Genomic DNA, 26,440 nt, shown 5'->3' on the forward strand with positions numbered 1-26,440 from the left:
AATAATTGATAGCTAAAAAGCGTTAAAACTACACAAGATAATTACACACGCGACGATATAAAACAATTAACTGTTAACAATATAGTGCATTTTAGAAGCGTTATATAATAGAGGGAGCTATTAAAAAAATATAAATTATAGGTAAAAAACATAAAATTCAATACTTTAAACACTACTCTCCATAATCATTAGCAGATATTCTTTGAGGGTACTACGAGTAGATTTGTTACAGTAAAATAGAGTTAATGCCAGATTAACTTCTATAGTAAAGCAAACAGTTTATCGGCACTTTTAGTGGTTTAAACGCAAAATACAAAGTTATACTATAACATTGTTGATTCGTTAATTTTACGGTGTTATATTATATCACAACATAATAACCACGAACCAATATATCCATGACAAAGTTAACATTAATCTCCTCTGCTATTTTTTCTGTTTTATGTTCTCAATCAGCTTTGGCTGCAACCGTTACTGGTAAAGTAATGGATGATAAAAATCAACCAATTAAAAATGCCTCTATCCATGTGCATGGCAAAAACCAAAGCGTTAAAAGTAATGATTTAGGCGAGTTTGCTATCGATATAGATGCAAACAGCCAATTACATATTAGTAAAGACAACTACATAGACTCTCGTATTGCTGTTACCGAATCTTCAAATAATCTGTCTGTGTCACTTAAACCAACATCGGTTGAAACAGTGGTTGTTTATGCCTCTGCACTTCATAAGAACAGCCTAGAAATGATATCGCCAGTAAGCGTGCTCTCAGGTGATGAATTAAGAAATAAATCTAAACCAACACTTGGCGAAACTCTTAAAGGTTTACCAGGCGTAAATGCAAGTTACTTTGGCCCTGTATCATCAAGCCCAATTATTCGTGGTTTAGATGGTCCTCGCGTTAAAATTACGCAAAACGGTTTAGATGCCAGCGATGCATCACGCATTGGCCCAGACCACGCAACATCAAGCGACAGCCTAGCGGCAGAGCAAATTGAAGTGTTGCGCGGTCCAAGCACCCTACTTTATGGCTCTGGTGCAATTGGTGGCGTTGTAAACGTGGTTGATAACCGTATTCCTACTAGCAATATCGATGAGCTTACAGGCGCTGCTGAATACAGCCACGATACGGTGTCAAATTCAAACACCGTAGCTGCAAAACTTGAAACAGGTAATGAAGGCTTTAACTTTCATTTTGATGGTACTAAGCGCAGCGGCGATGATTACCAAACACCGACCTTTACTATTGCCGACGATGATGGCGATGTTGAAACCGAAAGCTCGGTAGAAAATACTTTTATTGATAGCGAAACACTCAACTTTGGTACCAGCTATGTTGGCGATCACTTAACGATTGGTTTTTCTTACGGTAGCATTGATACTGATTACGGTATTCCTGGGCATGAGCATCATCACGATCACGAAGGTGAAACTGAAGAAGAGCATGCAGAACATGAAGATGAAGCTGCTGAAGAGCCAGTTTACGCACATTTAGAGCAAGACCGCTGGCAAGGGCTTGTAAGTTACGCTCTTCATAATAACTGGATTGAAACCATCAACCTACGTGTTGGCTATACAGATTATTCACACAGCGAAATTGAAGATGGCGAAATTGGTACTACTTTTAAAAATAAAACGACTGAAGCACGTTTAAATGTAGAGCATAAGTTTGCTGATTGGCACGGAATGATGGGCTATCACTACAGCGATTCTGACTACGATGCTATTGGTGAAGAAGCATTTACACCCGCGAGTGTAACTACAACTAACGCACTATATTTACTAGAAGAGCGTGAATTTGGCGACGTGACAATAGAGCTTGGTGCACGTGTAGAAGATTACAAAATTGAAAGCAAAATCACGGCACACGAACATAGCCACGATGAAGTAGAAATAGATCATAGCGACGAAGAAACTATTGGATACAATAAAAGCTTTACCAATTTAAGCGCCTCTGCCGGTGCCATTTGGCAATACAAGCCAGGTCATAGTATTGCGACAAGTATTTCTCATTCAGAACGAGCACCACTTTCGGCAGAGCTTTTATCAAATGGTTTACACATTGCAACTGGCACTTATGAGCTAGGTCTTGGTTACAACATTGAAGATAATGAAGCGCATTTTGAGCCAGAGAATATCAAGCAAGAAACCTCAACAAACCTAGATTTAAGCTTTAGACGTTTTAGCGGTGATTTTGGTTACACCGTTAACTTTTTCTATAACGATATTAAAAACTTTTATTTCCAAGAAAATACGGGGTTAGTCTACGATGAAGAAGATGGTTTAGAATCAGCTATTGGTGCACATGACGATGCTGTTGCGGTTTATCAGTTTACAAGTAAAGACGCAGAGCTTTATGGAATTGAGTTTGACGCACATTACCAAGTAACCCCAAGCGCTATGGTTAAAGTATTTGGTGACTCAACTCGTGCAAAACTAAAAGACGACGAAGGCAACTTACCGCGCATCCCTGCCAATAAATTAGGCTCTGAGTTACAGTACGATTTAGGTGACTTACAACTAACACTGACGGGTACTCATTACTTTGATCAAAACGATGTAACTGCATTTGAAACAAAAACGGACGGCTATACGTTATTTGATGCACAAGCTAATTACCAATTAGGTTTAGGCAGTGTAGATGCACAGCTTTATATAAACGTGGATAACATTACTGATGAGTTAGGCTTTGTGCATAGCTCATTTATTAAAGATAAAGCCCCACTACCAGGCAGAAACTTCCGCTTTGGTGTTCGTGGTTATTTTTAATAATTAAAAACAGTTTTTAGTTTATATTTTTACAAACCGCATTTTATTAATGCGGTTTTTTTTATTTTTAGAATATATAATATCAACACGCAGTAATACTTAATCGATTTGAAGGATTAAACCTGACGCTAACTGCGTTAAGAATTTCTGATATACGACTGCATGGAGGCAGGAGGCAATGCAAGAGCAATTAGTGGTAACAACTAAACAACGAAATTTTTGCCTTGTTATCGACACAATTTTCTTAGCGAAAAATAGATCACTTAATTAAGCTAATTGGTATAAAACTCTTAAATTACAAACACAAAAAAGCCGTATTCAAATTGAATACGGCTTTTTACACTTTTAAATTAAAATGTATTTAATTTAAGAAATGATTTCGTGTAGCTCAACATCAAATACAAGCGTTGAGAAAGGTGCGATTGCAGCACCTGCGCCACGTTCACCATAAGCAAGCTCATGAGGAACGTAGATACGCCATTTAGTACCTACAGGCATCATTTGTAATGCTTCAGTCCAGCCTTTGATCACGCCACCAACTGGAAATTCAGCTGGTTGACCGCGCTCGTATGAGCTATCAAACACAGTACCGTTAATAAGTGTACCGTGGTAATCAACACGTACTGTAGACTCAGCTGTTGGCTTTTCGCCTTCGCCAGTTGCTAGTACTTCGTATTGAAGACCAGACTCAGTTACTGTGATTTCAGGACGTTTTGCGTTTTCTTCTAAGAATGAAATACCTTCTGCAGAAAGTACTTGTGACTCTTCTTCACGACGAGCTTGAATCTCTTCGTTTATTTTTTCAAATGCAGCTTGGATCTCAGGGATCTCAACTTGAAATGCGCTACCAGCGTACGCATCTTTCATGCCTTCAAATACTGAATTTAGGTTTAAGCCTTCAAAAGGATTAGACTTAAGTTGCTCACCCATTTGTAAGCCAATACCGTAACTTGCTTTTTCAGCATCTGTAGTAAAATTATCTGACATAATGTGTTTTTCACGTTTTGTTAGTTAAAAGACGCGACTATGCTATCACAAAATAAACCGCGTTTGGGGCTAGTTTTTGCTGAGTTTTAGCTTAATTAGGCCAACAATATAACTACAAAGCGGCAAACTGAATAAAATTCCAACAAGTAGAGGCATTGTTAGTAATCCTGATTCGCCAAACAGTAAAAATGGCACTACAAGCAGCCCTATACAACCAATAAAAACAGAGCCAATAACTGGCCAATGCTTATCGTATTTGGTAATAAGATGGGCAGCTAAAACATTAAAACCAACACCATAAATTAAAGCGGTAATTAATGGATACTCTGGTTGAGCATCTATAGCCATTTTTACTAATAAGCTAATAGCACTTTGATAGCAGTAACCAAATACCGTCCATAATAAAAGATGTTTTATTAATTTCTGCGAGGTTGGTAGGTTTGTTGCCTTAGTCATTTAGAAACTCCACAAAGCAAAAAACCGCCCATAAGGCGGTTTTTTTAAATAATGGTGGAGAGATAGGGATTTGAACCCTAGATGGGCTATAAACCCATGCCGGTTTTCAAGACCGGTGCATTCGACCACTCTGCCATCTCTCCGCACGGCGCGAATAATATGGCTAAATACATAACTTGTAAAGAGCTAAATAGAAATTAATATAAAATATTAACATATTGGATAAAATACACCCACTTTGTTCTTTTGTTAAGCTCTTCACTTTAATAAAAGTGTAGTTAATGGACTAAAGTTAAACACATTAATAATATTGTTTTGGTCTGCGCGCAATCCAAGAACAAATTAAACATGCTAATAAACTCAATGCTGTGAATGTTACGCTTTGAAAAATTAAATCAAATCGATTTAAATCATCGCTTGGCACAACCACAAACATAAAAGCAGGTAGTATGCTAAGTAGTAAAACATAGCAGCATATTTTAAATGCACGGCCAAAATCAAAACGCTTGGTCTGTTGCATCCAAACAGTGAGCAACACCAGCATACCGATCGCAGAGCCTGCTATAAAGTGTGATGCATTTGTGCTCATTGCAACATACAGTGTTACAAAGGCACCAATGATTCCCCAAATCGACCACGCTAGCCAATTCTCTTTTTCTTGTAAAAATAAATTTCCCATAGTTTTCGTCTTCTTTATCGTTATTTTTATTAAGACTTTCCATAATGTATCAAAAAACAACCGATTAAAAAACAAACTGAAGAAGAATTATTAACTTTTGTGCTTCCAAGCGCTTCTCACAGCCAAATCACTAACTCCTTTATACTACTATTCGTAACCTTAATGAATTATGACTATGCAGGTTGTGTAAAGTTCATACTATTTCACAAATTACTAAAATAATGCTCAGGCTTGTGGCGAGGCGACTTTTTACAGTCCACTTCCGGTGTACCTATATATAAATATCCTACTATTTCATCTTGCTCATGTAGATTAAGTGCTTTTTTAACTGCTGCACTTTGTGCAAAGTAGCCTGTGCGCCAAACACCGCCTAAACCTTGGGCAAATGCAGCTTGTTGCATTGCAAGCACACTGCACCCTGCACTTTGTACTTGTTCAATACGAGGAACTTTTGGGTGTTCTTGATATTTAGCAATCGCTATGACAATCATAGGTGCACGAAGGGGAAGCTCTTTAGCACGGTTAATTACTTTTTCTGCTTGTTGCTCTGCTACTGCACTTTGATGATAAATGTCACCCAGTTTATTACGCGCTTCACCTTCGGCAATTATAAACTGCCACGGGGCAATACAACCATGATCGGGAACGCGTAATGCTGCTTGCTTTATTATGTCGAGCTGCTCAGGTGTTGGGCCTGGCGAAGTTAGTTTAGAGTCTGATTGTCGGGTAAGTAAAAGCTCGATAGCGTTCATAACAGTTTCTCGAAAGTCAAAATACTAGAGTAACATTTAAAACCTTAATAAATAAATACTGGGAGCCTAAAACGTAAAATGACCGCACAAAATGAATTTATGCGGCCTTTCTTAAAGTAGGTTTAGCGCTATTGATTTAAAATATTTCGCTTTAACCAGAAGTCGATGCTAACAAAGCGACCTCCTCCCACAAAAAATAAGCTAAGGAGCATCGCAAAGTATATTGCAGAAAACTCTATACCATTATTTAAAATAGATGGTTTGCCTTTTTCGTAGAGATAATCAGGAAAGCCGTGCTCTTCAACTAAGCCACGGATTTTTCCTATACGGTCTTGTACTTCTAATGAATTTTCGAGGCTTTCTTTAGCACCGGGAATTGATAACCAGTCGAGTACTTGCGCAGCACTTGTTTCTGGATTAGTTGGTGCTATTGCAAACCAACCATTATGCCAATGCACTGAGGTTGCAGCGACGACCATTGTGAACATAAGTGGGATACTGACCAAGCGAGTTAAAAGGCCAAATAATAAAAACCAACCACCTAAAAACTCACTCCAGCCAGCTAAAAAAGCTAGTAAGTCAGGAAACGGTAATCCTAAACCCCATTCATTATTACCAAACCATTGAACTACATCTGGAGATGCTAAAAAGTTATCAAAGAAACCTTCTGTCTCACCGCTTATAGCAAGTTTGTTATAACCTGCAATGATCATAACAGGGGCTAAAATCAAGCGAAATAGCAATGCAGGTAAACCATCTAAAAATGATAGTTTACCCAATATTGCATCATAAAGATTGGTTAGTTTGTTCATGCGTATCCTGTGTGTTCACTGTTTATTAAGTTATAGACTATAAACAGCAAAGACCGCATGAATTGATAAACTATTTCAATTTATTTACAAAGGTTAAATACTTCTAGCGACCTGAAGTGCTTCAAAAATAGCGCGTTTAGCATCAATAGCTGCAGCTAGTTTAGCTCCGCCTATAGCATGTACCTTTGCGTTATCTGTGTAATTTTCTAGCACTTCGTTATTAGAAACCTGGCCAATACAGGCAATAACCGTGTCTACTGGCAGTACTTGAGTTTCACCAGCAACATTAATAGTTAGTCCGCTTTTATCAAAGCTTTGGTATTGGCAATCAGCAATTTGCTTAACGCCATGCTGCTTAGCAACTTGGCGATGTATCCAACCCGTTGTTTTACCAAGCTCGCTACCAAAACGACCCGCACTGCGTTTTAACATATACAATTGACGTTCGTCTTTATGAGGTTGGGCTTCACACTCAATCCCCCATTGCGTTTTAAACTCGCTAATAGTTTGCGATTTATGTTCGCTTAAAAACGCAACCATATCAAAACCTATACCACCGGCACCTAAAATAGCAATTGATTTACCTAGCTCTACTTCGCCGCGTATAACTTCGTCATAAGCAAATACACGCTTATCATCGCTACACTTAATAGAGGCTTCACGCGGCCTAACGCCAGTTGCAAATACGATGTCATCATAGTTTTTAAGCATTGAATCGTCATAAGCTTTACCAAGCTCTACAGTTACTTTTAATCGCTCAAGCTCATTAGTGAAGTAAGTAAGAGTATGGTTAAAGTCTTCTTTACCTGGTATTTGCATAGCTAAATTAAATTGGCCACCCATTTGCGGTTTTTGGTCAATTAGCGTGACGTTATGCCCTTTTTTAGCCAAGTAACAACTTGCCGATAAACCAGCAGGGCCTGCACCGACTACTAATACATTTTTAGCTTTGGTTGCTTTCTCTAACGGGTAATCTAGCTCAAATGCAGCTTGTGGATTAACTAAACACGTAGCACGTTTATTTTTAAATACGTGATCTAGACAACCTTGGTTACACCCTATACAAATATTAATTTGCTTAGATTGATTATTTGCGTATTTATTAAAAAACTCTGGATCGGCAAGTAACGGCCTTGCCATCGAAATTAAATCAGCCTCGCCTGCATTTAAAATATCGTTAGCAATTTCTGGAGTATTAATTCGGTTAACAGCAATAACTGGCACGCTCACCACGTCTTTTAAACGTTTTGATGCTTCTTTAAATGCACCTGGCGGCACCATACTCGCAATAGTTGGTACACGCGCTTCGTGCCAACCAATACCTGTGTTAAATATATCAACACCCGCTTTTTCAAGCTCGGTAGCTTGTATGACAACTTCCTCTGGTGTTGAACCGTTTGGGATTAAATCAATGACCGACAATCTAAAAATAATTAAGAATTGCTCAGATACTTTTGCTCTTACAGCTTTAACTATTTCAAGCGCAAGTCGCATTCTATTTTCTAGGCTGCCACCAAATTCATCTTCACGTTTATTGGTGTGTGGCGCCATAAACTCATTAATCAAATACCCTTCAGAACCCATAACTTCAACGCCATCGTAGCCGGCTTTTTCAGCCATATAGGCAGAGTGCGCAAAGTCTTTAATTGTTTTTTTAATCGAGCCAAGCGTCATAGCTTTAGGTTTATAAGGATTAATAGGTGCTTTTATTGCACTTGGTGCCTGATTGAATGGATGGTACGCATAACGTCCAGCATGTAATAATTGCAAACAAATTTTTCCGCCGTGTTTATGCACAGCATCTGTGTAAGCGCGGTGCTTAAATACATCGTAATAACTATTAAATGAAGATGAAATAGGTGTTAATTTGCCACGTAAATTTGGGCTGTATCCGCCCGTAATTAACATTGCAGTGCCGCCTTTTGCACGTGCTTCGTAAAATGCACGTAAGCGTTTGCGGTTATGCCATCCCTCTTCAAGGCCTGTATGCATTGAGCCCATCACTAAGCGGTTACGTAATTGTGTGTGTTTTAATTGTAATTGTTGTTCTAACATCTTGTGCCCCGTTAACTGGTCTAACCTGTATACATTAGCTAATTCTGCTTTAATGGCAAGTAATAAGCAATATGTGCCTTCATTTAATTAAAAAAAGCCATAAAAACATGTATTAATAGCACCTCATAAACACTTCGTTACGATTTAGCAGTTAAATTTATTTTTATTCTAGGCTAAGATGGAACTAATGTATTAACTGTACCAAATTAAGGAGCTATTTTGATAGCAAAGGTATTTAAAGGTATTTGGGCTGGAATTAACTTTTCTCGTCGTTTAATACTCAACATTCTGTTTTTATTACTGGTAATTGTTTTCTTAGTGTCACTCTCAAGTGACGACGATAAAATAATAGTTGAAAATGGCTCTGTGCTTAGGCTTAACCTAAATGGCCCTATTGTTGAAGAAAAAACATACATAGATCCGGTCGAAGCTGCAATTAGTGATGCAACTTCTGGTTCTGAAGCGCCAAGCGAAATATTACTCGACGATATTGTTGAAGTAATAAACGAAGCGACTAAAGACGATCGCATTACGGTGATGCTGCTTGATTTACAAGAAATGCCTAAAGCACATTTAAACAAACTTAAGCAAATTACCAATGCTATTGATGCATTTAAACAAGCTGGCAAAAAAGTGATTGCATCGGGTTATTACTATACCCAAGCACAATACTATATTGCATCACATGCTGATGAAATAGCTATGCACCCATACGGTAGCGTAGGTATTGAAGGTTACGGCATGTATCCGCTTTACTTTAAAGATGCACTTGAAAAGCTTGAAGTAACGCAGCATATTTTCCGTGTTGGTACATTTAAGTCAGCAGTAGAACCTTTCATTCGGAACGACATGTCAGAAGCAGCCAAAGAAGCTAACCGTGTTTGGTTGGGCGCTCTTTGGAGTGAATACAAACAAGATGTTGCTGCGGTTCGCCCATTTGATGAGTCAAATTTCGACGAGACAATGGACGTATATCTTGAAAAAATGAAAGCTGCAGATGGCGATGCAGGTAAATATGCACTTGACCACCAGTGGGTTGATTCTTTAAAAACAAATCAACAAGTTCGCAAACAATTAATTGATTTAGTTGGCGCACAAGAAGATGGCAAAACATTTAAGCAAGTTTCATTTCGTGAATACTTAAGCTTGGTTAAACCACCGATTGAATTTGATAACCCTATTACCGAAAAAGTCGCCGTTGTAGTTGCTAAAGGTACAATTGTGGATGGTGAGCGTAAAGCTGGCGAAATTGGTGGCGACTCTACAGCAGCCCTACTTCGTAAAGCACGCCTTGATGACAAAGTTAAAGCGGTTGTACTGCGCATTGATTCAGGTGGCGGTAGTATGTTTGCCTCTGAAGTTATTCGTGCAGAAGTATTAGCGCTTAAAGCTGCTGGTAAGCCTGTTATTGCCTCTATGAGCTCTGTAGCTGCATCAGGTGGTTATTGGATTGCCTCTGCTGCAAACGAAATCTGGGCAGCACCGAGTACTATTACAGGGTCGATTGGTGTGTTTGGTACGTTTATGACATTTGAAAAAACCTTATCTAAAATTGGTGTTTATTCAGATGGCGTTGCAACAACCGAAATGGCTGGTTTTTCTATCACTCGTCCCCTAAACGAAAAAATGGGTCAAGTAATTCAGATGAGCGTTGAAGAAGCATACGGTCGCTTTTTAAACGTTGTCGCTGATGCCCGTAATATGACGCCTGAGCAAGTTGATAAAATTGCCCAAGGCCGCGTATGGATTGCATCTCAAGCACTTGAACTAGGTTTAGTAGACAAACTTGGTGATAAACAAGATGCTATAAAAGCAGCTGCAGCACTTGCAAAACTTAATCACTATGAAGTTAAAACCATTAAACAAGATTTAAGCTCGCAAGAAAAAATGATTCAAAATATTTTTGGTAACGCGTCTATTAAATCGATGCTTGGTTTACAAACACAAAAAACATCTGTGTTAGCAACGCAAGCTAACTTGCAAAGCGTTATTAACCAATTAAGTACTGAAGTTGAAAACCTTAAAGATTACAACGATCCACAAGGTGTATATGCACGTTGTTTAGTGTGTAATGTTGCACAATAAAAGTGCATAGCTTTACCTAATCAGCTGTATTTAAAGTTACTTAACGTTATACTAAGCCCAGTTTTTTTACTGGGCTTTTTTTATGAAACGTAAACGCATTTATATCGCTTATACTGGCGGTACTATAGGTATGAAAAAATCGAGTCGAGGTTATATTCCTGCTGAAGGTTTTTTAACAGAAACCGTAGTGAACAACGCAGAGTTTAACCGTGATGAAATGCCTTTGTTTGATATTCACGAATACTGCCCTCTTATAGATTCTTCAGATATGTCTCCTGAGCATTGGCAACTTATTGCTGATGACATTAAAGATAAATACCAAGATTATGATGGTTTTGTTGTGCTTCATGGCACCGATACAATGGCGTATACAGCCTCAGCACTATCGTTTATGTTCGAAAACCTAACTAAACCTGTGATTGTAACTGGCTCACAAATTCCGCTTTCTCAATTACGCTCAGATGGTCAAGTAAACCTTCTGAATGCAATGTATTTAGCGGCAAATTATCCAATTGCAGAAGTAAGTCTATTTTTTAATAACCAACTGTTTAGAGGTAACAGAGCAACTAAAGCCCACGCCGATGGATTTAATGCATTTGCGTCGCCTAATCTTGATCCCTTAGCGTTATCGGGTATTAGTATTCAACTTATTAAAGGCCAACTTAGTCCTTATGTTGAAAATGAGCTGCAAGTTACTCCTATTACACCTCAACCCATTGGTGTGCTTTATTTATACCCTGGTATTAGTCAAGAAGTGGTTAAAAGCTTAGTTAATGGCAATATTAAAGCCTTGGTGTTGCTTAGTTTTGGTGTAGGTAATGCACCGCAAGATCCTAACTTTTTATCAATACTTGAAGAAGCAAGTAAACGTGGCGTCGTTATTGTTAATTTAACCCAGTGCTTAAAAGGCCATGTAAATATGGGCGGCTATGCAACGGGTAATGCACTGTTAAATATTGGTGTTATTAGTGGATACGATATGACCCTTGAAGCGTGTTTAACTAAATTACATTATTTATTTAGCCAAAAGCTAGAAGTAGAGACGATTCGTCATTTAATGCAAGACAATTTACGTGGTGAATTAAGCCGTTAAATCTCACCGCGCCTAAAATACAAAAGGCACGCTAAATAGCGTGCCTTTATCGTTTTAAACAACTGTTTATTACCTAACTTTAGCGTCGATATCTACTAAGTCAGTTAAATGGCATGTTTCACCGCTATGGGTTTTAACGCCGTGCTCACCAAAGTAATCACGCTGGGCTTGAACTAAATGCCCATTACTCGGTGTGGTTAATGTTGCTAAATACGTTTGTGTAGCACCCAATACAGGGAATGCTAAACCAGTCATTATTGCTTGTCCGGTAATTTTGCGCAAAGAGTTAGACTCTTTCTCAAGGGTATCAATAAATTCAACACCTTGTGCAACGCTATCAAGGTAGTCAGCACGAATAATACAACCAGAACGCCACGTTTGAAGCGTTTTAGATAAATCAACTTTCCACTGATGAGTACGTGATGCACCTTTAATTAACGCTAAACCTTGGCGATACGCTAGTAAGCTTGCAAGTAAGAACGCTTCTTTTAGCTCTTCTAAATCAATTTCAACATTGTTAGTTGATTTAGATGCATACGTCATCTCTTGTGCAGCCGTTGTATTACATGCATTAGTTAAATGACGAGCTTGTACAGCAGCAACAAGTGAAGGAACTGCAATACCAAGTTCTAGTGCATTTTGCGCAGTCCAAAGACCAGTACCTTTAGCGCCAACTTTATTATCAATTAAGTCCGCAAGCGGTACATTATTATGATTTTCAAGTGACAATATGTGGCTAGAAATAGACAGTAAATAGCTATTTAATTGACCTTCTGACCAGTCATTAAATATCTCAGCCACTTCTTTTGGAGAACGATTAGTGCCTAAACGAAGTAATTGGTACACTTCTGCAATAAGTTGCATAAGTGCGTATTCAATACCGTTGTGAACCATTTTTACAAAATGACCACTTGCTGATTGACCAACACGTGCAAAACACGAGTCGCCATTATAGCTAGCAGCTACTTTTTCAAACCATGGCTCAATACGTTCCCAACCACCCTCAGAACCACTTGCCATCATTGCAGGACCATGGCGAGCGCCTTCTGCACCGCCAGAAATTCCCATAGTGGCAAATTCAAATTTATTTTGGTATTTAAGTTTACGCGTTATACCGTCTTTATAATTACTATTACCGCAATCGACAATCATATCGTCACAGTTAACGCCGGCCTCTACAAGTTCATTACAAACTGTATCAACTAACTCACCAGCAGGAACAAGTAATAAAATAGAACGAGGTGCCTCTAAACGCCTTACCATGTCTCTTAAATCAGAGACAATGTGAAGCCTATCAGCCATGCCTTGAGATTTAGCACAACTTAGTAACTCTTCACCCGCATGTGGGTTTTTGTCATAAGCGACTAGCGTTATCCCTTTTTCAATCAAGTTTAGGGCAAGATTTTTTCCCATAACGCCTAACCCTACTAATGCAACTTGCATCTAGTGTCCTCCTCGGTAACAACTATTTGGTTAGAAAATTCAGTGTATAAATTAAATAATACCGCGTGCATTATACTCATGCAGTCATAAAATACTAATTATGAGTCAATACAACATGCTTTTTTATTACAGATAAATAAGCTACGTAATTATATCAAACATCAATGGTCTCGGGGTGACTAAAAGCAAAGCTAATTGAAATTAAGATCATTGACGCATTCTGACACCGGTGTCATAATGATGACACAATAGTTTTGTATAAAATAGTGGCAAACCTTTGAAGTTTGCACATAACTAAAATATTTTATTCTAATATAGATATTTTAAGTCAACAAAATAACGTCAACATGCTTTCACCAAGCAAACAGGAGAAATTGATGCTAAGACGCACAAAAATAGTCGCTACCCTTGGACCTGCTACCGATAGAGATAACAACTTAGAAAAAATTATTATCGCTGGGGCTAATGTAGTACGTTTAAACTTCTCACATGGTGTTGCCCAAGATCATAAAGACCGTGCACAAGCTGTACGCGATATTGCAAAAAGATTAGGCAAGCATATTGCTATCCTTGCTGACCTTCAAGGCCCTAAAATCCGCGTTTCTACTTTTAAAGAAGGTAAAGTAACGCTTGCTGTGGGTGCAAAATTTACCCTTGATGCAAAAATGGAAAAAGGCGAAGGCGACATAAACTCTGTAGGTATTGATTATAAAGAATTACCTAACGATGTAAGCCCTAACGATTTACTACTTCTAAATGACGGCCTTATTCAATTAAGTGTTGATGAAGTAGCTGGGCATTTAGTGCATTGTACAGTCACTGTTGGCGGTGTTTTATCTAACAATAAAGGTATTAACCGTTTAGGTGGTGGCTTAACTGCTCCAGCATTTACTGAAAAAGACAAAGAAGATTTAATAACTGCCGCTGAAATTGACGTAGATTACATTGCCGTATCATTCCCACGTAGTGGCGACGATATGCGCTACGTACGCTCACTTGCTGAAGCTGCTGGTTCAAAAGCACAGTTACTTGCTAAAATTGAACGTGCTGAAGCCGTTGAAACCCAAGAAGCTGTTGATGACATTATTCTAGCGTCTGACGCAGTAATGGTTGCTCGTGGTGATTTAGGTGTTGAAATTGGTGATGCTGCTCTTATGGGCAAGCAAAAACTAATTATTCGTCGTGCTCGTTCATTAAACCGTACTGTAGTAACAGCAACGCAAATGATGGAATCGATGATTGATAACCCTATGCCTACACGTGCAGAAGTTATGGATGTTGCAAATGCTGTTCTTGATGGAACAGATGCTGTAATGCTTTCAGCTGAAACAGCTGCAGGTGATTATCCTGAAGAAACAGTTGCGACTATGGCACGCGTTTGTTTAGGTGCTGAATCGCAAAAAGAAACGCACGTTTCTAAACACCGTTTAGATAGTCGCTTTTCTAACAATGCTGAATCAATTGCGCTTTCTGCTATGTATGCAGCTAATCACTTAGATTCGGTTAAAGCAATTATCACACTCACTGAATCGGGTAGCACGGCTAAATTAATGTCGCGTATCAGCTCAGGTTTACCAATCTACTCGCTTTCTCGTCATGCAAGTACATTAGGTCAAACTGCACTTTATCGTGGTGTTTACCCGGTGTTTTTTGATTCTACAAAAACTGAAAAAGACGGCATGGTAAAAGCAGCACTTGATACACTTGTAGCTCAAGGCTCATTACAAGCTGGCGATACGGTAATTATTACTCACGGTGACTCAATGGAAACTGTGGGCGCAACTAATACAATGAAAATTGTAACCGTTGCATAATTAAAAGATCAATATAAAAAATGCGAGCTTAGCTCGCATTTTTTGTATCTGTAGTAAAAGCGTTGGTTTTAACTTGCTAGTGCTGCTTTTACTTTATCACGGTAGCTACGGCTTACTTTAAGCTCTTGGCCATTTTCAAGTACTAATAAATACTCACCACTTACCTGCGTAACCAACTTACTAATTTGCTTTGTATTTACTATTGCACTGCGGTGTACGCGTACAAACAACTGAGGGTCGAGCTCTTGTTCTAGCTCTTTCATTGTTTTACGTAAAATATGTGTTTGACCATCTTCACAATGTAAACACATGTAGTCGCCAGCAGCATCAACCCATTGAATAGTAGCAACGGGGACTCTAACTATTTCCCCCTGCTCTTTTACAGCGAGTGACTCTGGGTAACGCCTGTCTGTTAAGGTGTCGCCAGTGGCTAATTTTTTTAGAATTTCTTCGCAATTATTACCAGTGATCCCGGCTACAAAACTCGCTAGTTTTTTCTTATGGGCGTTGTCTTGCTGCGTTTTTAAGTAGGTATGCACTTTTTCTACCGCCTGTTTTAGTCTGTTATCATCAACGGGTTTTAAAATGTAATCTAAAGCATGAATTTCAAACGCTTTAACTGCAAATTGATCAAAAGCAGTTACAAACACAATGGCAGGAAGCACTTTTGTGCTTTCACTAAGCGCTCGGGCAACTTCAAAGCCATTCATGCCTGGCATTTGAATATCTAGAAATACTAAGTCTATTTTCTCGTTTTTACATGTTTCAATAGCATCAGCACCTGAGCTGCATAGTTTGATTACTTCAATATCAGCAAACTCTGCAAGCCTTACATCTAAACCTTTACGTGCTAATGGTTCATCATCAACAATAAGTGTTTTTATTTTTATCATTTCTTCACAGCCTTCTCAAACGGGATTCGCAGATTAACTTTTAATCCACTTGGCGTATTATGTGATAATACAAACGAATAATTATTCTCGTAGAGCGTTTTTAATCTATCTTTTGTGTTTGCTACACCAACGCCCTGTGCATTGACTAACTGGCCATCTTTTATGTCTGTACCTGGGCCGTTATCGCCAACTTCTAATAATAATTCGTTAGCAAACACCTGCGCTTTAATATCTATTACACCACCTTCTGTTAGATGAGCAATAGCGTACTTAATTGCGTTTTCAATAATCGGTTGCAAAATTAAGCTTGGCAATAATGCTTGCTTAGCCTCCTCGCTTACTTCAACGTTAACTTTTAGTCGTTCGTCAAAACGAACACGTTCAATTTCAAGGTACAACATAAGTGCATGCAGCTCTTGCTCCAACGGTACTTTTTTAATTGGATCGGTATTGAGTGTATAACGCAAAAAATCACTAAGCTTTGACACCATTAAATTAGCATCTTTGTTTTCTTTTACCAAAATTAATGTGGAAATAGCATTAAGTGTATTAAATAGAAAATGAGGATTAAGTTGGTATCTCAACATTTTTAATTGTGCTTCGTGTGCCATGGTTGTCGCTTTAAGCGCTTTTTGGCGTTCACTTTGTAACAATTGATAATACTTAACACCAAAATATAATCCGCTCCAACACAATATAATATAAACTGAATCTAAGCCTTGTTGCAGGTAATAAAACCACTCCTCTGGCCTATAGCCATGGCGATATATTTCCCACAAATTAAATTTTTGAACGACAGCCCATAAAGTACCTGTTATATAAGAGGCACCAAATACCACAATTATTAATACCCAGGGCGAAGCATTCCAAATTTTACGGTAGATATACCTAAGCGGCACTGTCATTAAGCAACCAGCGTAAGCATTTAATAAAATAACAAATACGTAAATATCACGCATTTCAAATACTTTAGAGCCAATATAATTTACTAACGCATAACCAATCCAGCCTGCAATTTGCAAAAGCCAAAAAAAGCGTTGTCTGTTATCGACTAAAGATTGCCAGTTCAAAATAGATATTTACTCCGTATAGTTAAAGACTAATTTTATAAAATAGGCGTTTGTTATTCTTTATTATTTTTACCTATGTAGGGATGGTTTTTATAAAATTAGGTAGTCTTATTATATAGATTTATGAGTTTGCATAGCACTACAGCCTACCTTGCTTTTTAAGAGTCTTACCGCAAACAGATAGTCGAAGCACTAAAAAAGCGAAAGGTTAATTCACCTTTCGCTTTTTAGACATAAACAGCTTGGTGTAAATTAAGCTAGTTTGTCAGAAGCCACTTTATAAGTAGGATCTTCAATTACATTTACTTCAACTAAATCGCGTGCTTTGTGTAGTAACTGTGTACAGTCTTTACTCAAATGACGTAAGTGGAGTTGCTTACCCGCTTTAGTGTACTTATCAGCGAGTGTATCTATCGCTTCTATTGCACTGTGATCTGATACACGGCTATGTTTAAACTCAACAATGACATTTTTAGGGTCGTTTTTAACATCAAACAACTCTGCAAAGTTTTTAACTGAACCAAAGAAAAGCGGACCATGTAGCTCATATACTTTAGCACCGTCTTCATCAATGTAGTTCGTTGTGTATATGTGTTTAGCATGCTGCCAAGCAAATACCAGCGCAGATACAATAACACCTACACACACTGCAATCGCTAAATCAGTAACAACCGTAACACCCGATACAAGTACTATTACGAAGGCGTCAGATAGAGGCACACGCTTCATCATTTTAAAGCTAGCCCATTCAAACGTACCTAATACAACCATAAACATAACACCCACTAGCGCAGCTAATGGGATCATCTCAATTAAGCTTGAAGCAAAAATAATAAATGCCAGTAGCATTAAAGCGGCACTAATACCCGATAAGCGCGAGCGACCACCTGAGTTAATGTTGATCATTGATTGACCAATCATTGCACAACCACCCATAGCACCAAACATACCACAAGTAATATTTGCAGCGCCTTGGCCTATACACTCTTTATTACTATGACCACGGGTTTCTGTAATCTCGTCAATTAAGCTAAGCGTTAATAATGATTCAATTAAACCAATAGCCGCTAAAATAAGTGCATAAGGAAAAATGATTTGCAGCGTTTCAAATGTGAACGGTACCATTGGAATATGAAATTGCGGTAAACCGCCAGCAATTGTTGCAGCTTCGTCGCCAGTCATACCTTTTAAGAAATCAACAACAGTATGCGCTTCTAAGTCCAAGCCAATTACTAAAGCTGTTACTGTAATAATAGCAACTAGCGTAGAAGGTACAGCCGTAGTTAGTTTTGGTAAAAACTGAATAATAGCCATAGTTAAAGCCACTAACCCAAGCATAATGTATAGCGGATTACCCGTCATCCATTCTTGTCCGCCCATACCATCAGGGACTTTAAATTGCCCTAATTGGGCTAAAAATATAACAATGGCTAAGCCGTTTACAAAACCTAGCATTACCGGGTGGGGAACCATTCGAATAAACTTCCCGAGCTTAAAGACACCGGCTAGTATTTGCAGTATGCCCATGAGCAGCACTGTTGCAAATAGGTACTCAACACCATGATCAAGTACTAAACTTACCATAACAACAGCTAGTGCACCGGTTGCACCTGAAATCATACCAGGGCGGCCACCAAATATAGCCGTAATTAAACCAACGATAAACGCGGCATATAGACCAACTAAAGGTTCTACATTTGCAACAAAGGCAAACGCAACAGCTTCTGGAACTAAGGCAAGCGCCACAGTTAATCCAGATAGAATATCGTTTTTAGCAGAGCTAGGCGCCCTACTGAGTAAGTTAAACATTGAGTTCCTCAAATGGTGTTATGGGTATAAAAAAAGCGCTAAATTCTATCAAAATAGCGCTCAGTTAACAATTGTCATTGTGCGGTAAAGCTAAACTAAAAGGGGTTTAGCTTTACAAAGAAGTGCTTTATAAAGGAAGAGAAGTACTGCGTTTTACACATGTCATTGTTACGTTAGAATGTACTTCCTGTACATATTCTAAGCTTAACAAGTTATCGCGTACAAAGTGCTCATATCCTTCAATGCCTTGTGAAATTATGCGCAGCATAAAGTCCATTGTTCCGGCCATTGTGTAACACTCTGTGACTTGATCGTAACTCATTATAAGTTTTTCAAATTCAGCAAGGTTCTTTTTACCGTGGTTTGATAAACGCACATGTGCGTATACCAGCATATCAAAGCCAAGCTTTTTCTCATCTAAAAGAGCCACTTTGCTTTTTATATAACCATCTTGCTCTAGCTTGGCAATTCGACGCCAGCATGGAGATTGAGACAAGCCTACTTTATCTGCAATTTCTGCGGTTGATAAACTAGCATCTTGTTGTAAAAGTGCCAATATTTGGCGATCTACGTGATTTAGAGACATTTTATTTCTTATTTATCAAATAAACTGGTTAAATTATACAGCCATTTTAAAACACAGTCTGCTTATTTTTAATTTTTATACAGTTAACTAACCTTCAATAAGTTATTTAACCAAACTTACCACTGACAAAGGGATTTGTTTGTTTTTCAAAACCGACTGTCGTGTCGTTTCCGTGTCCAGCTAAAATTTTAGTGCTATCCGGCAGTGTAAGAATTTGCGCTTTAATTGATTCAATAAGTTGCTCACTATTCCCCTTAGGAAAATCAGTGCGCCCTACTGATCCCTTAAAAATAACATCACCTACAATAACGCACTCGTGCTCTTGTTGATAAAACACAATGTGACCTGGTGTATGCCCCGGGCAATGTTTCACTAAAAAGCTAAGTTTACCTACGCTCACGGTGTCGTTATGGTTTAGCCAAATATCCGGATAAAACGGTTCAATGGGTTTAAACCCGAACATTTGTGCTTGTATAGGCAAGTTTTCAAACCAAAAGTACTCATCTTTTTGTGGACCAATAATTTGTACGTTAAATTGATTTCGCAAAATATCTGCCGCACCCACATGATCTAAATGCCCGTGCGTTAACCAAATAGCATTTAGTTTTAATTTATGCTCATTTAGGGCCGTGATTATTTTTTCTGCATCGCCACCAGGATCCACAACTACCGCTTGTTTAGTTTCGCTACACGCAATGATACGGCTATTCTGTGCAAATGCAGTGACGGGTATAGTTATTATTTGCATATTAAATTTCTTTACTTTTTTGATCCGGGATAACCACTTCTTCTTCGAATGACATAAGTATCGGATACTTTAAGTACGCCTGATCATAAAATGGGCTTTGCTCATATAACCAATTTAATCGTGCATCAGCGTCATTCGCGAATGATTTATCTTTAAGCTTTTCGTCAAACTTAAGCGCTAACTTTGGATTGTCTTTTAGCATTTGGCGTGCGAATGGAATTAGCGCATAATTTTCCATGTACTCAGTACGCTGAAAAATTGTATTAAATTCTCCCCAAGCAAAGAATGAATCAGGTGCTTCAGGGTGCAACAAATGCACAGCAAGCTCACCTGCTTTTTGTTGGGTATTGACTTGATACCAGCCATCTAAATCGACATTAATAGCAGGCACATAATCAAAAGTTGCTGATACTCTAAAACGTCCTTCAAAAGGTGCTTTATCAAACGTATAGTCTTTTACTTTAGCCACTTTTAAAGGCTGTGTATTCGCCCCTTCAAGTTTATTAATAGACACACCGTGTAGCTTTAACTTTTCAACAATATTGCCATATACAGGCGAGATAAAAAACGCTTTAGGGACCTCAACTGTGTGCTGTACATCTTTTTGCCAATAAATAGGTAAGTCGGTATAGGTGCGTGCTTTACCTAAATACTTAACTTCATTTTGGCCAGAAAGTGCATTCATGCTTGTTGAGTACTCAATGCCTTTAAACTGTGCAATTGTATCAGCTTGCTTTGCATAACCACGTTTTACTATTAACTGTTTAGGAACAAACGCTTGTTCTTTTTTTACCGCATTAGCTAATTCATGGCTGTGCTTTGATAGCGCATTAATGGCGCCATCTAAAAAGACGTAAGTCCCTAATACACGTTGCTTGTAAGGTTTTAATGAGTGGTTTTCTACTAAAATTGTAGGTAATGATTTTAAATCGCCCCAACCATTTGAAAAACGTGGTGTAGCAACCCACCCCGCTAACCCTTTTTTAAAGTCGCGCTTGTCCATAACAAAAACAAGTGGCCCTGGGGTGTGGCCTTGTTCAGCCAGTGTATCGTCAATCAGAGGTTTAAAAAACTGGTTTAAAGCGTCAGATACCGCAGGCGATTCGCTTGAAAATACCGGATTGTAGCCATAGGTCACATCGTATTGGTAATCTGCCCCATCGGTAACATGTACATCAATGTATAAATTTGGGCTGTAGTCGTTAATAACCTTTAAAACACTTCTGACTTCTGGCGTATCAAGTTTAGTAAAATCGCGATTTAAATTAAGGTTGTTTGCATTTGTTCTAAAGCCCATTTTAGCAGGGCCTCGTTGGTTTATACGATTAAATACACTGCTACGTTCGTGCCCATCTACATTTAAAATAGGAATAAATAATATGTTTACCTTTTTTAAAATATCACGACGCTTACCCGTCGCTATGTCTCTAAGTAGCATAAACATGGCATCTTTACCGTCTATTTCACCAGAATGAATACCTGCCTGAATAAAAATAGTCGGCTTTGTACTATTAGCCATTTGTCTTGCTTCAAAAAAGCCTTGCTCACTGGCAATTAGCATTTTTATTGCACGCTTGCTATTACTATAGCCAATGATTTGAGATTGAAACTGAGTCGGATTTGCAGCAACTAACCTATCTACAAATGCCATTGTATTTGCATAATTTGGTGACGCTTCACCTGAAGATAATTCAAAGTCGGTAGTTAACGGACCTTCTTTTTGTAAAAGCTCTACACTTTTTCCCTGCCACTCTATGAGTGGAGGTAAGTGCGCGTCATACGCCACACTTGCAGATAAAACTAGTAAACTTGCAAACATAAAATTCTCTAACAAACGCCTCAATTATATAAATTATATCAACTAAATTTTTTATAATGAGGAAACTGCGGTGATTCAACAAAAAAATACAGCCAATTACATGTCACTTATTCACCCATGTCTTTTAAGGCTTTATAACACGATTAAGTACAGTAATTCATTACATTACTATTTATAAACCCAATTAAAAAAACACATAAAACAACTCCGCTAAATTATTAAAACTAAAGTGTAAGTTATTAAATTACAGGCACAAAAAAAGGAGCCATGGGCTCCTTTTTAATACTTATATGAAAAAGCTTAAGCGGCTAGGCCTTCTTTTGCTTTTTCTACAAGCGCTGCGAATGCAACTTGGTCGTAAACAGCGATATCTGCAAGGATCTTACGATCGATTTCTACAGATGTCTTTTTAAGACCATTGATAAAACGGCTGTAAGACAGACCATTTTGACGTGAAGCAGCATTGATACGTGCAATCCATAATTGACGGAAAGTACGTTTCTTCGCACGACGGTCACGGTAAGCGTATTGACCCGCTTTAGTAACAGCCTGGAAAGCTACGCGGTAAACACGTGAACGTGCTCCGTAGTAACCTTTTGCTTGTTTTAAAACTTTTTTGTGACGTGCACGTGCGACAACGCCGCGTTTAACTCTTGCCATTTCTAAAAACCCCTATTAAGCGAACGGTAACATACGTGAAACTAGACCATGGTCATTTTTATGAACCATCATCTTAGGACGTAGGTGTAACTTACGCTTAGAAGTTTTCTTAGTCAGAATATGACGAAGATGCGCTTGTTTACGCTTGAAACCGCCAGAAGCAGTCTTTTTGAAACGCTTAGCAGCGCCACTGTGACTTTTTAGCTTATAAGCCATTGCAATAACTCCAAATTGTATTGCTTTTAAATTAGTAAGCAGGCGTGAGATATATTTCTATAGCTCCACTTTTAGGCCTAACTTACTGCCATGTTCCGGTGAAGACCCAGCATAAATGCCGCAATCTTACTTTAATACCGGTTAACTCAGGTGAATATTCGCATATTACTTGCAGACCTGAGCTAATTTCGGTGCGTATTATCGCTTAAAAATTATTTTTTAGCAACAGGCGCCATCATCATAACCATTTGGCGACCTTCAACACGATTTGGGAAAGACTCAACTACTGCAAGTTCTTCTAAATCGGCTTTGATACGGTTTAATAATTCTATACCAATTTCTTGGTGAGCCATTTCACGACCACGGAAGCGGATAGTAATCTTAGCTTTATCGCCAGCTTCTAAGAACTTACGTAAGTTGCGAAGCTTAACCTGATAATCACCTTCATCCGTACCAGGACGGAATTTGATTTCTTTTATCTGGATTTGCTTTTGCTTCTTCTTCTGCTCTTTTAGTTCTTTGCTTTTTTCAAAGATGAACTTACCGTAATCCATGATTCTACAAACAGGCGGCTCAGCGTTTGGACTGATCTCAACAAGATCAACACCCGCTGCATCGGCCATAGTTTGCGCGTCTTGTAATGACTGAATTCCAGCTTGTTCGCCTTCAATGTCAATTAAACGAACTTCTTGCGCTGTAATTTCTTCGTTAATACGATTTTTTTGAGCTGTTTGTTGCCCTTTCTTGCCGCCTCTAATAGTACGTTCCTCCAAGAATATCAATAATATAAGCGTGTAATTGGCTGTTTGTTAATGCCTTACACGCTCGATTTTTACTGTCGATTTTTAATTTCTTCGCTAATTTTAGCTACAAAATCATCGACATTAAATTTGCCTAGGTCTTCACCTGTGCGAGTACGCACTGCTACTTCTTGTTGTTCAACTTCTTTATCGCCAACAACAAGCAAGTATGGAATACGCTTCAGTGTATGCTCACGGATTTTAAAGCCAATCTTCTCATTTCTCAAGTCAGCAGCGGCTCTAATTCCAAGTTTATTTAATTTTTGTACAACTTCTTTAACATAAGGAGCCTGTTTATCGGTAATATTCATAATTACCACTTGCTTTGGCGCAAGCCACGTCGGGAATAAACCAGCGTACTCTTCAGTTAAAATGCCAATAAAGCGTTCAATAGAACCTAAAATAGCACGATGTATCATTACAGGTGTACGACGTTCGTTATTTTCTGCTACATAAGTAGCGCCTAAACGACCCGGTAATGCAAAGTCTAATTGCACTGTACCACACTGCCACGCTCTGTCTAAACAATCGTATAAAGTAAATTCAATCTTTGGACCATAAAACGCGCCTTCACCCGGAAGATAATCAAATTCAATATCGTTTAGCTTAAGTGCTTCGGCTAAAGCAAGCTCTGCTTTATCCCACATATGGTCTTCACCAATGCGTTGTTCTGGGCGAGTAGATAGCTTAACTACAATCTTCTCAAATCCGAATGTTTCATATGTATCATAAACCATCTTAATACACGCTGAAACTTCGTCCATTATCTGCTCTTCGGTACAGAAAATGTGAGCATCATCTTGGGTAAAGCCACGTACACGCATTAAACCATGTAGTGCACCTGATGGTTCATTACGATGACAACAACCAAATTCAGCCATACGAAGTGGTAAATCACGGTACGATTTTAAACCCTGGTTAAAGATCTGCACATGTCCTGGGCAGTTCATTGGTTTAATCGCGTATTCACGCTTTTCAGACTCAGTGGTAAACATTGCTTCTGAATATTTTTCCCAGTGACCTGATTTTTCCCAAAGTGAACGGTCCATCATCATTGGACCTTTTACTTCTTCGTACTCATATTCGCGTAATTTTTCACGTACAAATTCTTCAAGCTCGCGGTAAATGCTCCAACCATCGTTGTGCCAAAATACCATACCTGGCGCTTCTTCTTGCCAATGCCATAAATCAAGCGCTTTACCAATACGGCGGTGATCGCGTTTTTCAGCTTCTTCAAGGCGTTTTAAATACGCTTTAAGTTGCTTTTTATCGCCCCACGCTGTGCCGTAAATGCGTTGTAGCATTTTGTTTTCTGAATCACCACGCCAATATGCACCCGCAACTTTCATTATTTTGAAGTTTTGGCAAAATTTCATGTTAGGAACGTGAGGTCCACGACACATGTCTACATATTCTTCGTGATGATATAACCCTGGGTGGTCATCTTTAGCGATGTTTTCGTCCAGAATTTCTATTTTGTATGTTTCGCCACGCGCTTCAAATGTATCGCGTGCTTCTTGCCAGCTTACTGTTTTTTTCACTACGTCGTAGTTGGTTTTTGCAAGTTGCAACATACGCTTTTCAATTGCTTCAAGATCATCTTGTGATAATGAATGTTCCATATCGATATCGTAGTAAAAACCGTTATCAATGGTAGGACCTATTGCCATTTTTGCGTCTGGGAAAAGTTGCTTAACTGCATGACCAATTAAGTGAGCACAAGAGTGACGAATGATTTCAAGGCCGTCATCGTCTTTAGCGGTAATGATCTCAAGACGAGAGTCTTCACTAATTAAATCACATGCATCAACACGGTCGCCATTAACACGACCCGCAATGGTCGCTTTAGCTAAACCAGGGCCAATATCGTTTGCAACATCAAGCGTGCTTACAGGGTTTTCAAAACTACGTTGACTTCCGTCTGGAAGAGTAATAACTGGCATTATAAATCCTTGCTACAGTGGTGACACCTACAATGTATCACGTGTATTTTTAATAAATTAAATGAGAATGACTCGACAACGCTTTTACGAATAAGCATTGACTAACAAATGTAGATGCAGAGTCTATTCAACTACAAAGATATATTGTCGCGTGCTGCGCATTTAATTACAAGTTTTAAGGGGTGAAATCCACCCGTTTTGAGCACAAAATGTAACTTTTAGAGCAAAAAAAATAATTTCATTAAAATATAAAAGCATCAACGCACTAATTACGCACCTACAACTATACCTACACTCGCATTTTAATGTGTGTTGCGTATAATACTGCGTAATTAAGTTATTTTAGAGAATAGACATGAGAACATGTGGTGTAGAAATTACCGGTAGTGATGTACTACTTTGTATTTTAAGTAAAGATAATGACGTATTTGATATTCGCGATGTGCGCCAAACACGCTTTACCTTAGGTAACGGTAACGACACTGAAGTAATGCGTAAATTTCAATTCGATTTTGCAAAACTAATGCAAGATTACCAAATTGATTCTGTTGCAATCCGTGAGCGTCAGCCTAAAGGTAAATTTGCTGGCAGCGCAAAAGGATTCAAAATGGAAACTGCGATTCAATTAATCGACAATTTAGATGTACGTTTATTTACCACAACTGAAATTAAAGAACAGGTAAAGCGTAATCCTATTCCTATTGATTTTGAAGAAACAGGCCTTAAAAAGTACCAAGAAAATGCATTTGTAAACGCTTACGTTTACATAATGAAAAAAACATACCGCAGCGACGAAATGTAAAGTTATTGCTCGTTTAAAAACGCGTACTTACAGTGTAAGACGCGTTTTTTTGTATCTAAAAAACATAATTAGATTTTATTAATCTAATTATACATTAGTCTAACTGCACTTCTCTTTGTCGACAATATGTGTTTATTTTAACTTTGTAGT

The 26,440-nt window shown here is 38.4% G+C and carries 22 protein-coding genes and 1 tRNA gene; 5 read left to right on the plus strand and 18 right to left on the minus strand.

All coding sequences use genetic code 11. The features are described from left to right. Positions 1–398 precede the first annotated feature (398 nt). The gene (locus I6F40_RS00450; RefSeq protein ID WP_197110844.1) at positions 399–2,768 is read left to right on the plus strand and encodes a TonB-dependent receptor; all 2,370 of its coding nucleotides are present in this window, start codon (positions 399–401) and stop codon (positions 2,766–2,768) included. Between the two features lie 366 nt (positions 2,769–3,134). On the opposite strand, the gene I6F40_RS00455 is transcribed toward I6F40_RS00450, so the two are convergent. From I6F40_RS00455 to I6F40_RS00485, 7 genes are all read right to left on the minus strand, one after another. Then, positions 3,135–3,755: an FKBP-type peptidyl-prolyl cis-trans isomerase gene (locus I6F40_RS00455; RefSeq protein WP_165727452.1), complete on the minus strand. Its 621-nt coding sequence runs from the start codon at positions 3,753–3,755 to the stop codon at positions 3,135–3,137. Positions 3,756–3,824: 69 nt separating this feature from the next. Next, complete coding sequence (locus tag I6F40_RS00460; RefSeq protein ID WP_010554477.1) at positions 3,825–4,211, minus strand: hypothetical protein; 387 nt, start codon at positions 4,209–4,211, stop codon at positions 3,825–3,827. A gap of 52 nt (positions 4,212–4,263) precedes the next feature. Then, positions 4,264–4,354: transfer RNA gene (locus I6F40_RS00465), tRNA-Ser, on the minus strand. A gap of 158 nt (positions 4,355–4,512) precedes the next feature. Then, positions 4,513–4,890 carry a hypothetical protein gene (locus I6F40_RS00470; RefSeq protein WP_197192333.1) on the minus strand — a complete coding sequence of 126 codons (378 nt, stop codon included), beginning with the start codon at positions 4,888–4,890 and terminating at the stop codon, positions 4,513–4,515. Between the two features lie 203 nt (positions 4,891–5,093). Continuing rightward, positions 5,094–5,642 carry an NAD(P)H nitroreductase gene (locus I6F40_RS00475; RefSeq protein ID WP_197192334.1) on the minus strand — a complete coding sequence of 183 codons (549 nt, stop codon included), beginning with the start codon at positions 5,640–5,642 and terminating at the stop codon, positions 5,094–5,096. Between the two features lie 128 nt (positions 5,643–5,770). Then, positions 5,771–6,454 (minus strand): HvfX family Cu-binding RiPP maturation protein, encoded by a 684-nt coding sequence (locus tag I6F40_RS00480; protein WP_197192335.1) that lies wholly within the window; start codon positions 6,452–6,454, stop codon positions 5,771–5,773. Between the two features lie 93 nt (positions 6,455–6,547). Then, the gene (locus I6F40_RS00485; RefSeq protein ID WP_197192336.1) at positions 6,548–8,509 is read right to left on the minus strand and encodes an oxidoreductase; all 1,962 of its coding nucleotides are present in this window, start codon (positions 8,507–8,509) and stop codon (positions 6,548–6,550) included. A 219-nt stretch (positions 8,510–8,728) separates the two neighbouring features. Here I6F40_RS00485 and sppA point away from each other — a divergent pair, with 219 nt between their 5' ends. Then, entirely contained in the window at positions 8,729–10,594 is a 1,866-nt protein-coding gene (gene sppA / locus I6F40_RS00490; protein ID WP_024590136.1) for a signal peptide peptidase SppA, read from the plus strand. A gap of 82 nt (positions 10,595–10,676) precedes the next feature. Beyond that, the gene (ansA, locus tag I6F40_RS00495; RefSeq protein WP_007582693.1) at positions 10,677–11,687 is read left to right on the plus strand and encodes an asparaginase; all 1,011 of its coding nucleotides are present in this window, start codon (positions 10,677–10,679) and stop codon (positions 11,685–11,687) included. Between the two features lie 69 nt (positions 11,688–11,756). Here the strand turns inward: ansA and gndA are convergent, their stop codons facing one another. Further along, positions 11,757–13,130, minus strand: coding sequence for an NADP-dependent phosphogluconate dehydrogenase (gene gndA / locus I6F40_RS00500; RefSeq protein ID WP_165740831.1), 1,374 nt, complete (start codon positions 13,128–13,130; stop codon positions 11,757–11,759). A gap of 377 nt (positions 13,131–13,507) precedes the next feature. Here gndA and pyk point away from each other — a divergent pair, with 377 nt between their 5' ends. Further along, entirely contained in the window at positions 13,508–14,944 is a 1,437-nt protein-coding gene (pyk, locus tag I6F40_RS00505; RefSeq protein WP_197192337.1) for a pyruvate kinase, read from the plus strand. Positions 14,945–15,012: 68 nt separating this feature from the next. On the opposite strand, the gene I6F40_RS00510 is transcribed toward pyk, so the two are convergent. The 10 genes from I6F40_RS00510 to thrS all read right to left on the minus strand — a co-directional run bounded on the left by I6F40_RS00510 (position 15,013) and on the right by thrS (position 25,488). After that, positions 15,013–15,837: a LytR/AlgR family response regulator transcription factor gene (locus I6F40_RS00510; RefSeq protein WP_197178743.1), complete on the minus strand. Its 825-nt coding sequence runs from the start codon at positions 15,835–15,837 to the stop codon at positions 15,013–15,015. Next, the gene (locus I6F40_RS00515) at positions 15,834–16,907 is read right to left on the minus strand and encodes a sensor histidine kinase (protein ID WP_197192338.1); all 1,074 of its coding nucleotides are present in this window, start codon (positions 16,905–16,907) and stop codon (positions 15,834–15,836) included. The genes I6F40_RS00510 and I6F40_RS00515 overlap by 4 nt, the downstream gene beginning before the upstream one ends. Positions 16,908–17,159: 252 nt before the next feature. Beyond that, positions 17,160–18,716, minus strand: coding sequence for a SulP family inorganic anion transporter (locus I6F40_RS00520; RefSeq protein WP_166419055.1), 1,557 nt, complete (start codon positions 18,714–18,716; stop codon positions 17,160–17,162). 127 nt (positions 18,717–18,843) lie between these two features. Next, entirely contained in the window at positions 18,844–19,302 is a 459-nt protein-coding gene (locus tag I6F40_RS00525; protein WP_007375323.1) for an Lrp/AsnC family transcriptional regulator, read from the minus strand. A 106-nt stretch (positions 19,303–19,408) separates the two neighbouring features. Further along, positions 19,409–20,050, minus strand: a complete 642-nt coding sequence (locus I6F40_RS00530) for an MBL fold metallo-hydrolase (RefSeq protein ID WP_197192339.1) — start codon at positions 20,048–20,050, stop codon at positions 19,409–19,411. A 1-nt stretch (position 20,051) separates the two neighbouring features. Next, complete coding sequence (locus I6F40_RS00535) at positions 20,052–21,869, minus strand: M14 family metallopeptidase (RefSeq protein ID WP_197192340.1); 1,818 nt, start codon at positions 21,867–21,869, stop codon at positions 20,052–20,054. A gap of 300 nt (positions 21,870–22,169) precedes the next feature. Then, on the minus strand, positions 22,170–22,529 hold the full coding sequence (gene rplT, locus I6F40_RS00540) for a 50S ribosomal protein L20 (RefSeq protein WP_002960711.1): 360 nt from the start codon (positions 22,527–22,529) through the stop codon (positions 22,170–22,172). A 15-nt stretch (positions 22,530–22,544) separates the two neighbouring features. Beyond that, entirely contained in the window at positions 22,545–22,745 is a 201-nt protein-coding gene (gene rpmI, locus I6F40_RS00545; protein ID WP_002960713.1) for a 50S ribosomal protein L35, read from the minus strand. 212 nt (positions 22,746–22,957) lie between these two features. Next, positions 22,958–23,518: a translation initiation factor IF-3 gene (gene infC / locus I6F40_RS00550; RefSeq protein ID WP_002960714.1), complete on the minus strand. Its 561-nt coding sequence runs from the start codon at positions 23,516–23,518 to the stop codon at positions 22,958–22,960. A gap of 59 nt (positions 23,519–23,577) precedes the next feature. Continuing rightward, a complete protein-coding gene (thrS, locus tag I6F40_RS00555; RefSeq protein WP_197139590.1) occupies positions 23,578–25,488 on the minus strand; it encodes a threonine--tRNA ligase in 1,911 nt (636 codons plus the stop codon). Between the two features lie 355 nt (positions 25,489–25,843). Here thrS and I6F40_RS00560 point away from each other — a divergent pair, with 355 nt between their 5' ends. Continuing rightward, on the plus strand, positions 25,844–26,290 hold the full coding sequence (locus I6F40_RS00560; RefSeq protein ID WP_007582681.1) for a DUF3010 family protein: 447 nt from the start codon (positions 25,844–25,846) through the stop codon (positions 26,288–26,290). Positions 26,291–26,440 lie beyond the last annotated feature (150 nt).

The organism is Pseudoalteromonas sp. SWXJ133 (assembly GCF_015864365.1).
Classification (GTDB): domain Bacteria; phylum Pseudomonadota; class Gammaproteobacteria; order Enterobacterales; family Alteromonadaceae; genus Pseudoalteromonas; species Pseudoalteromonas arctica.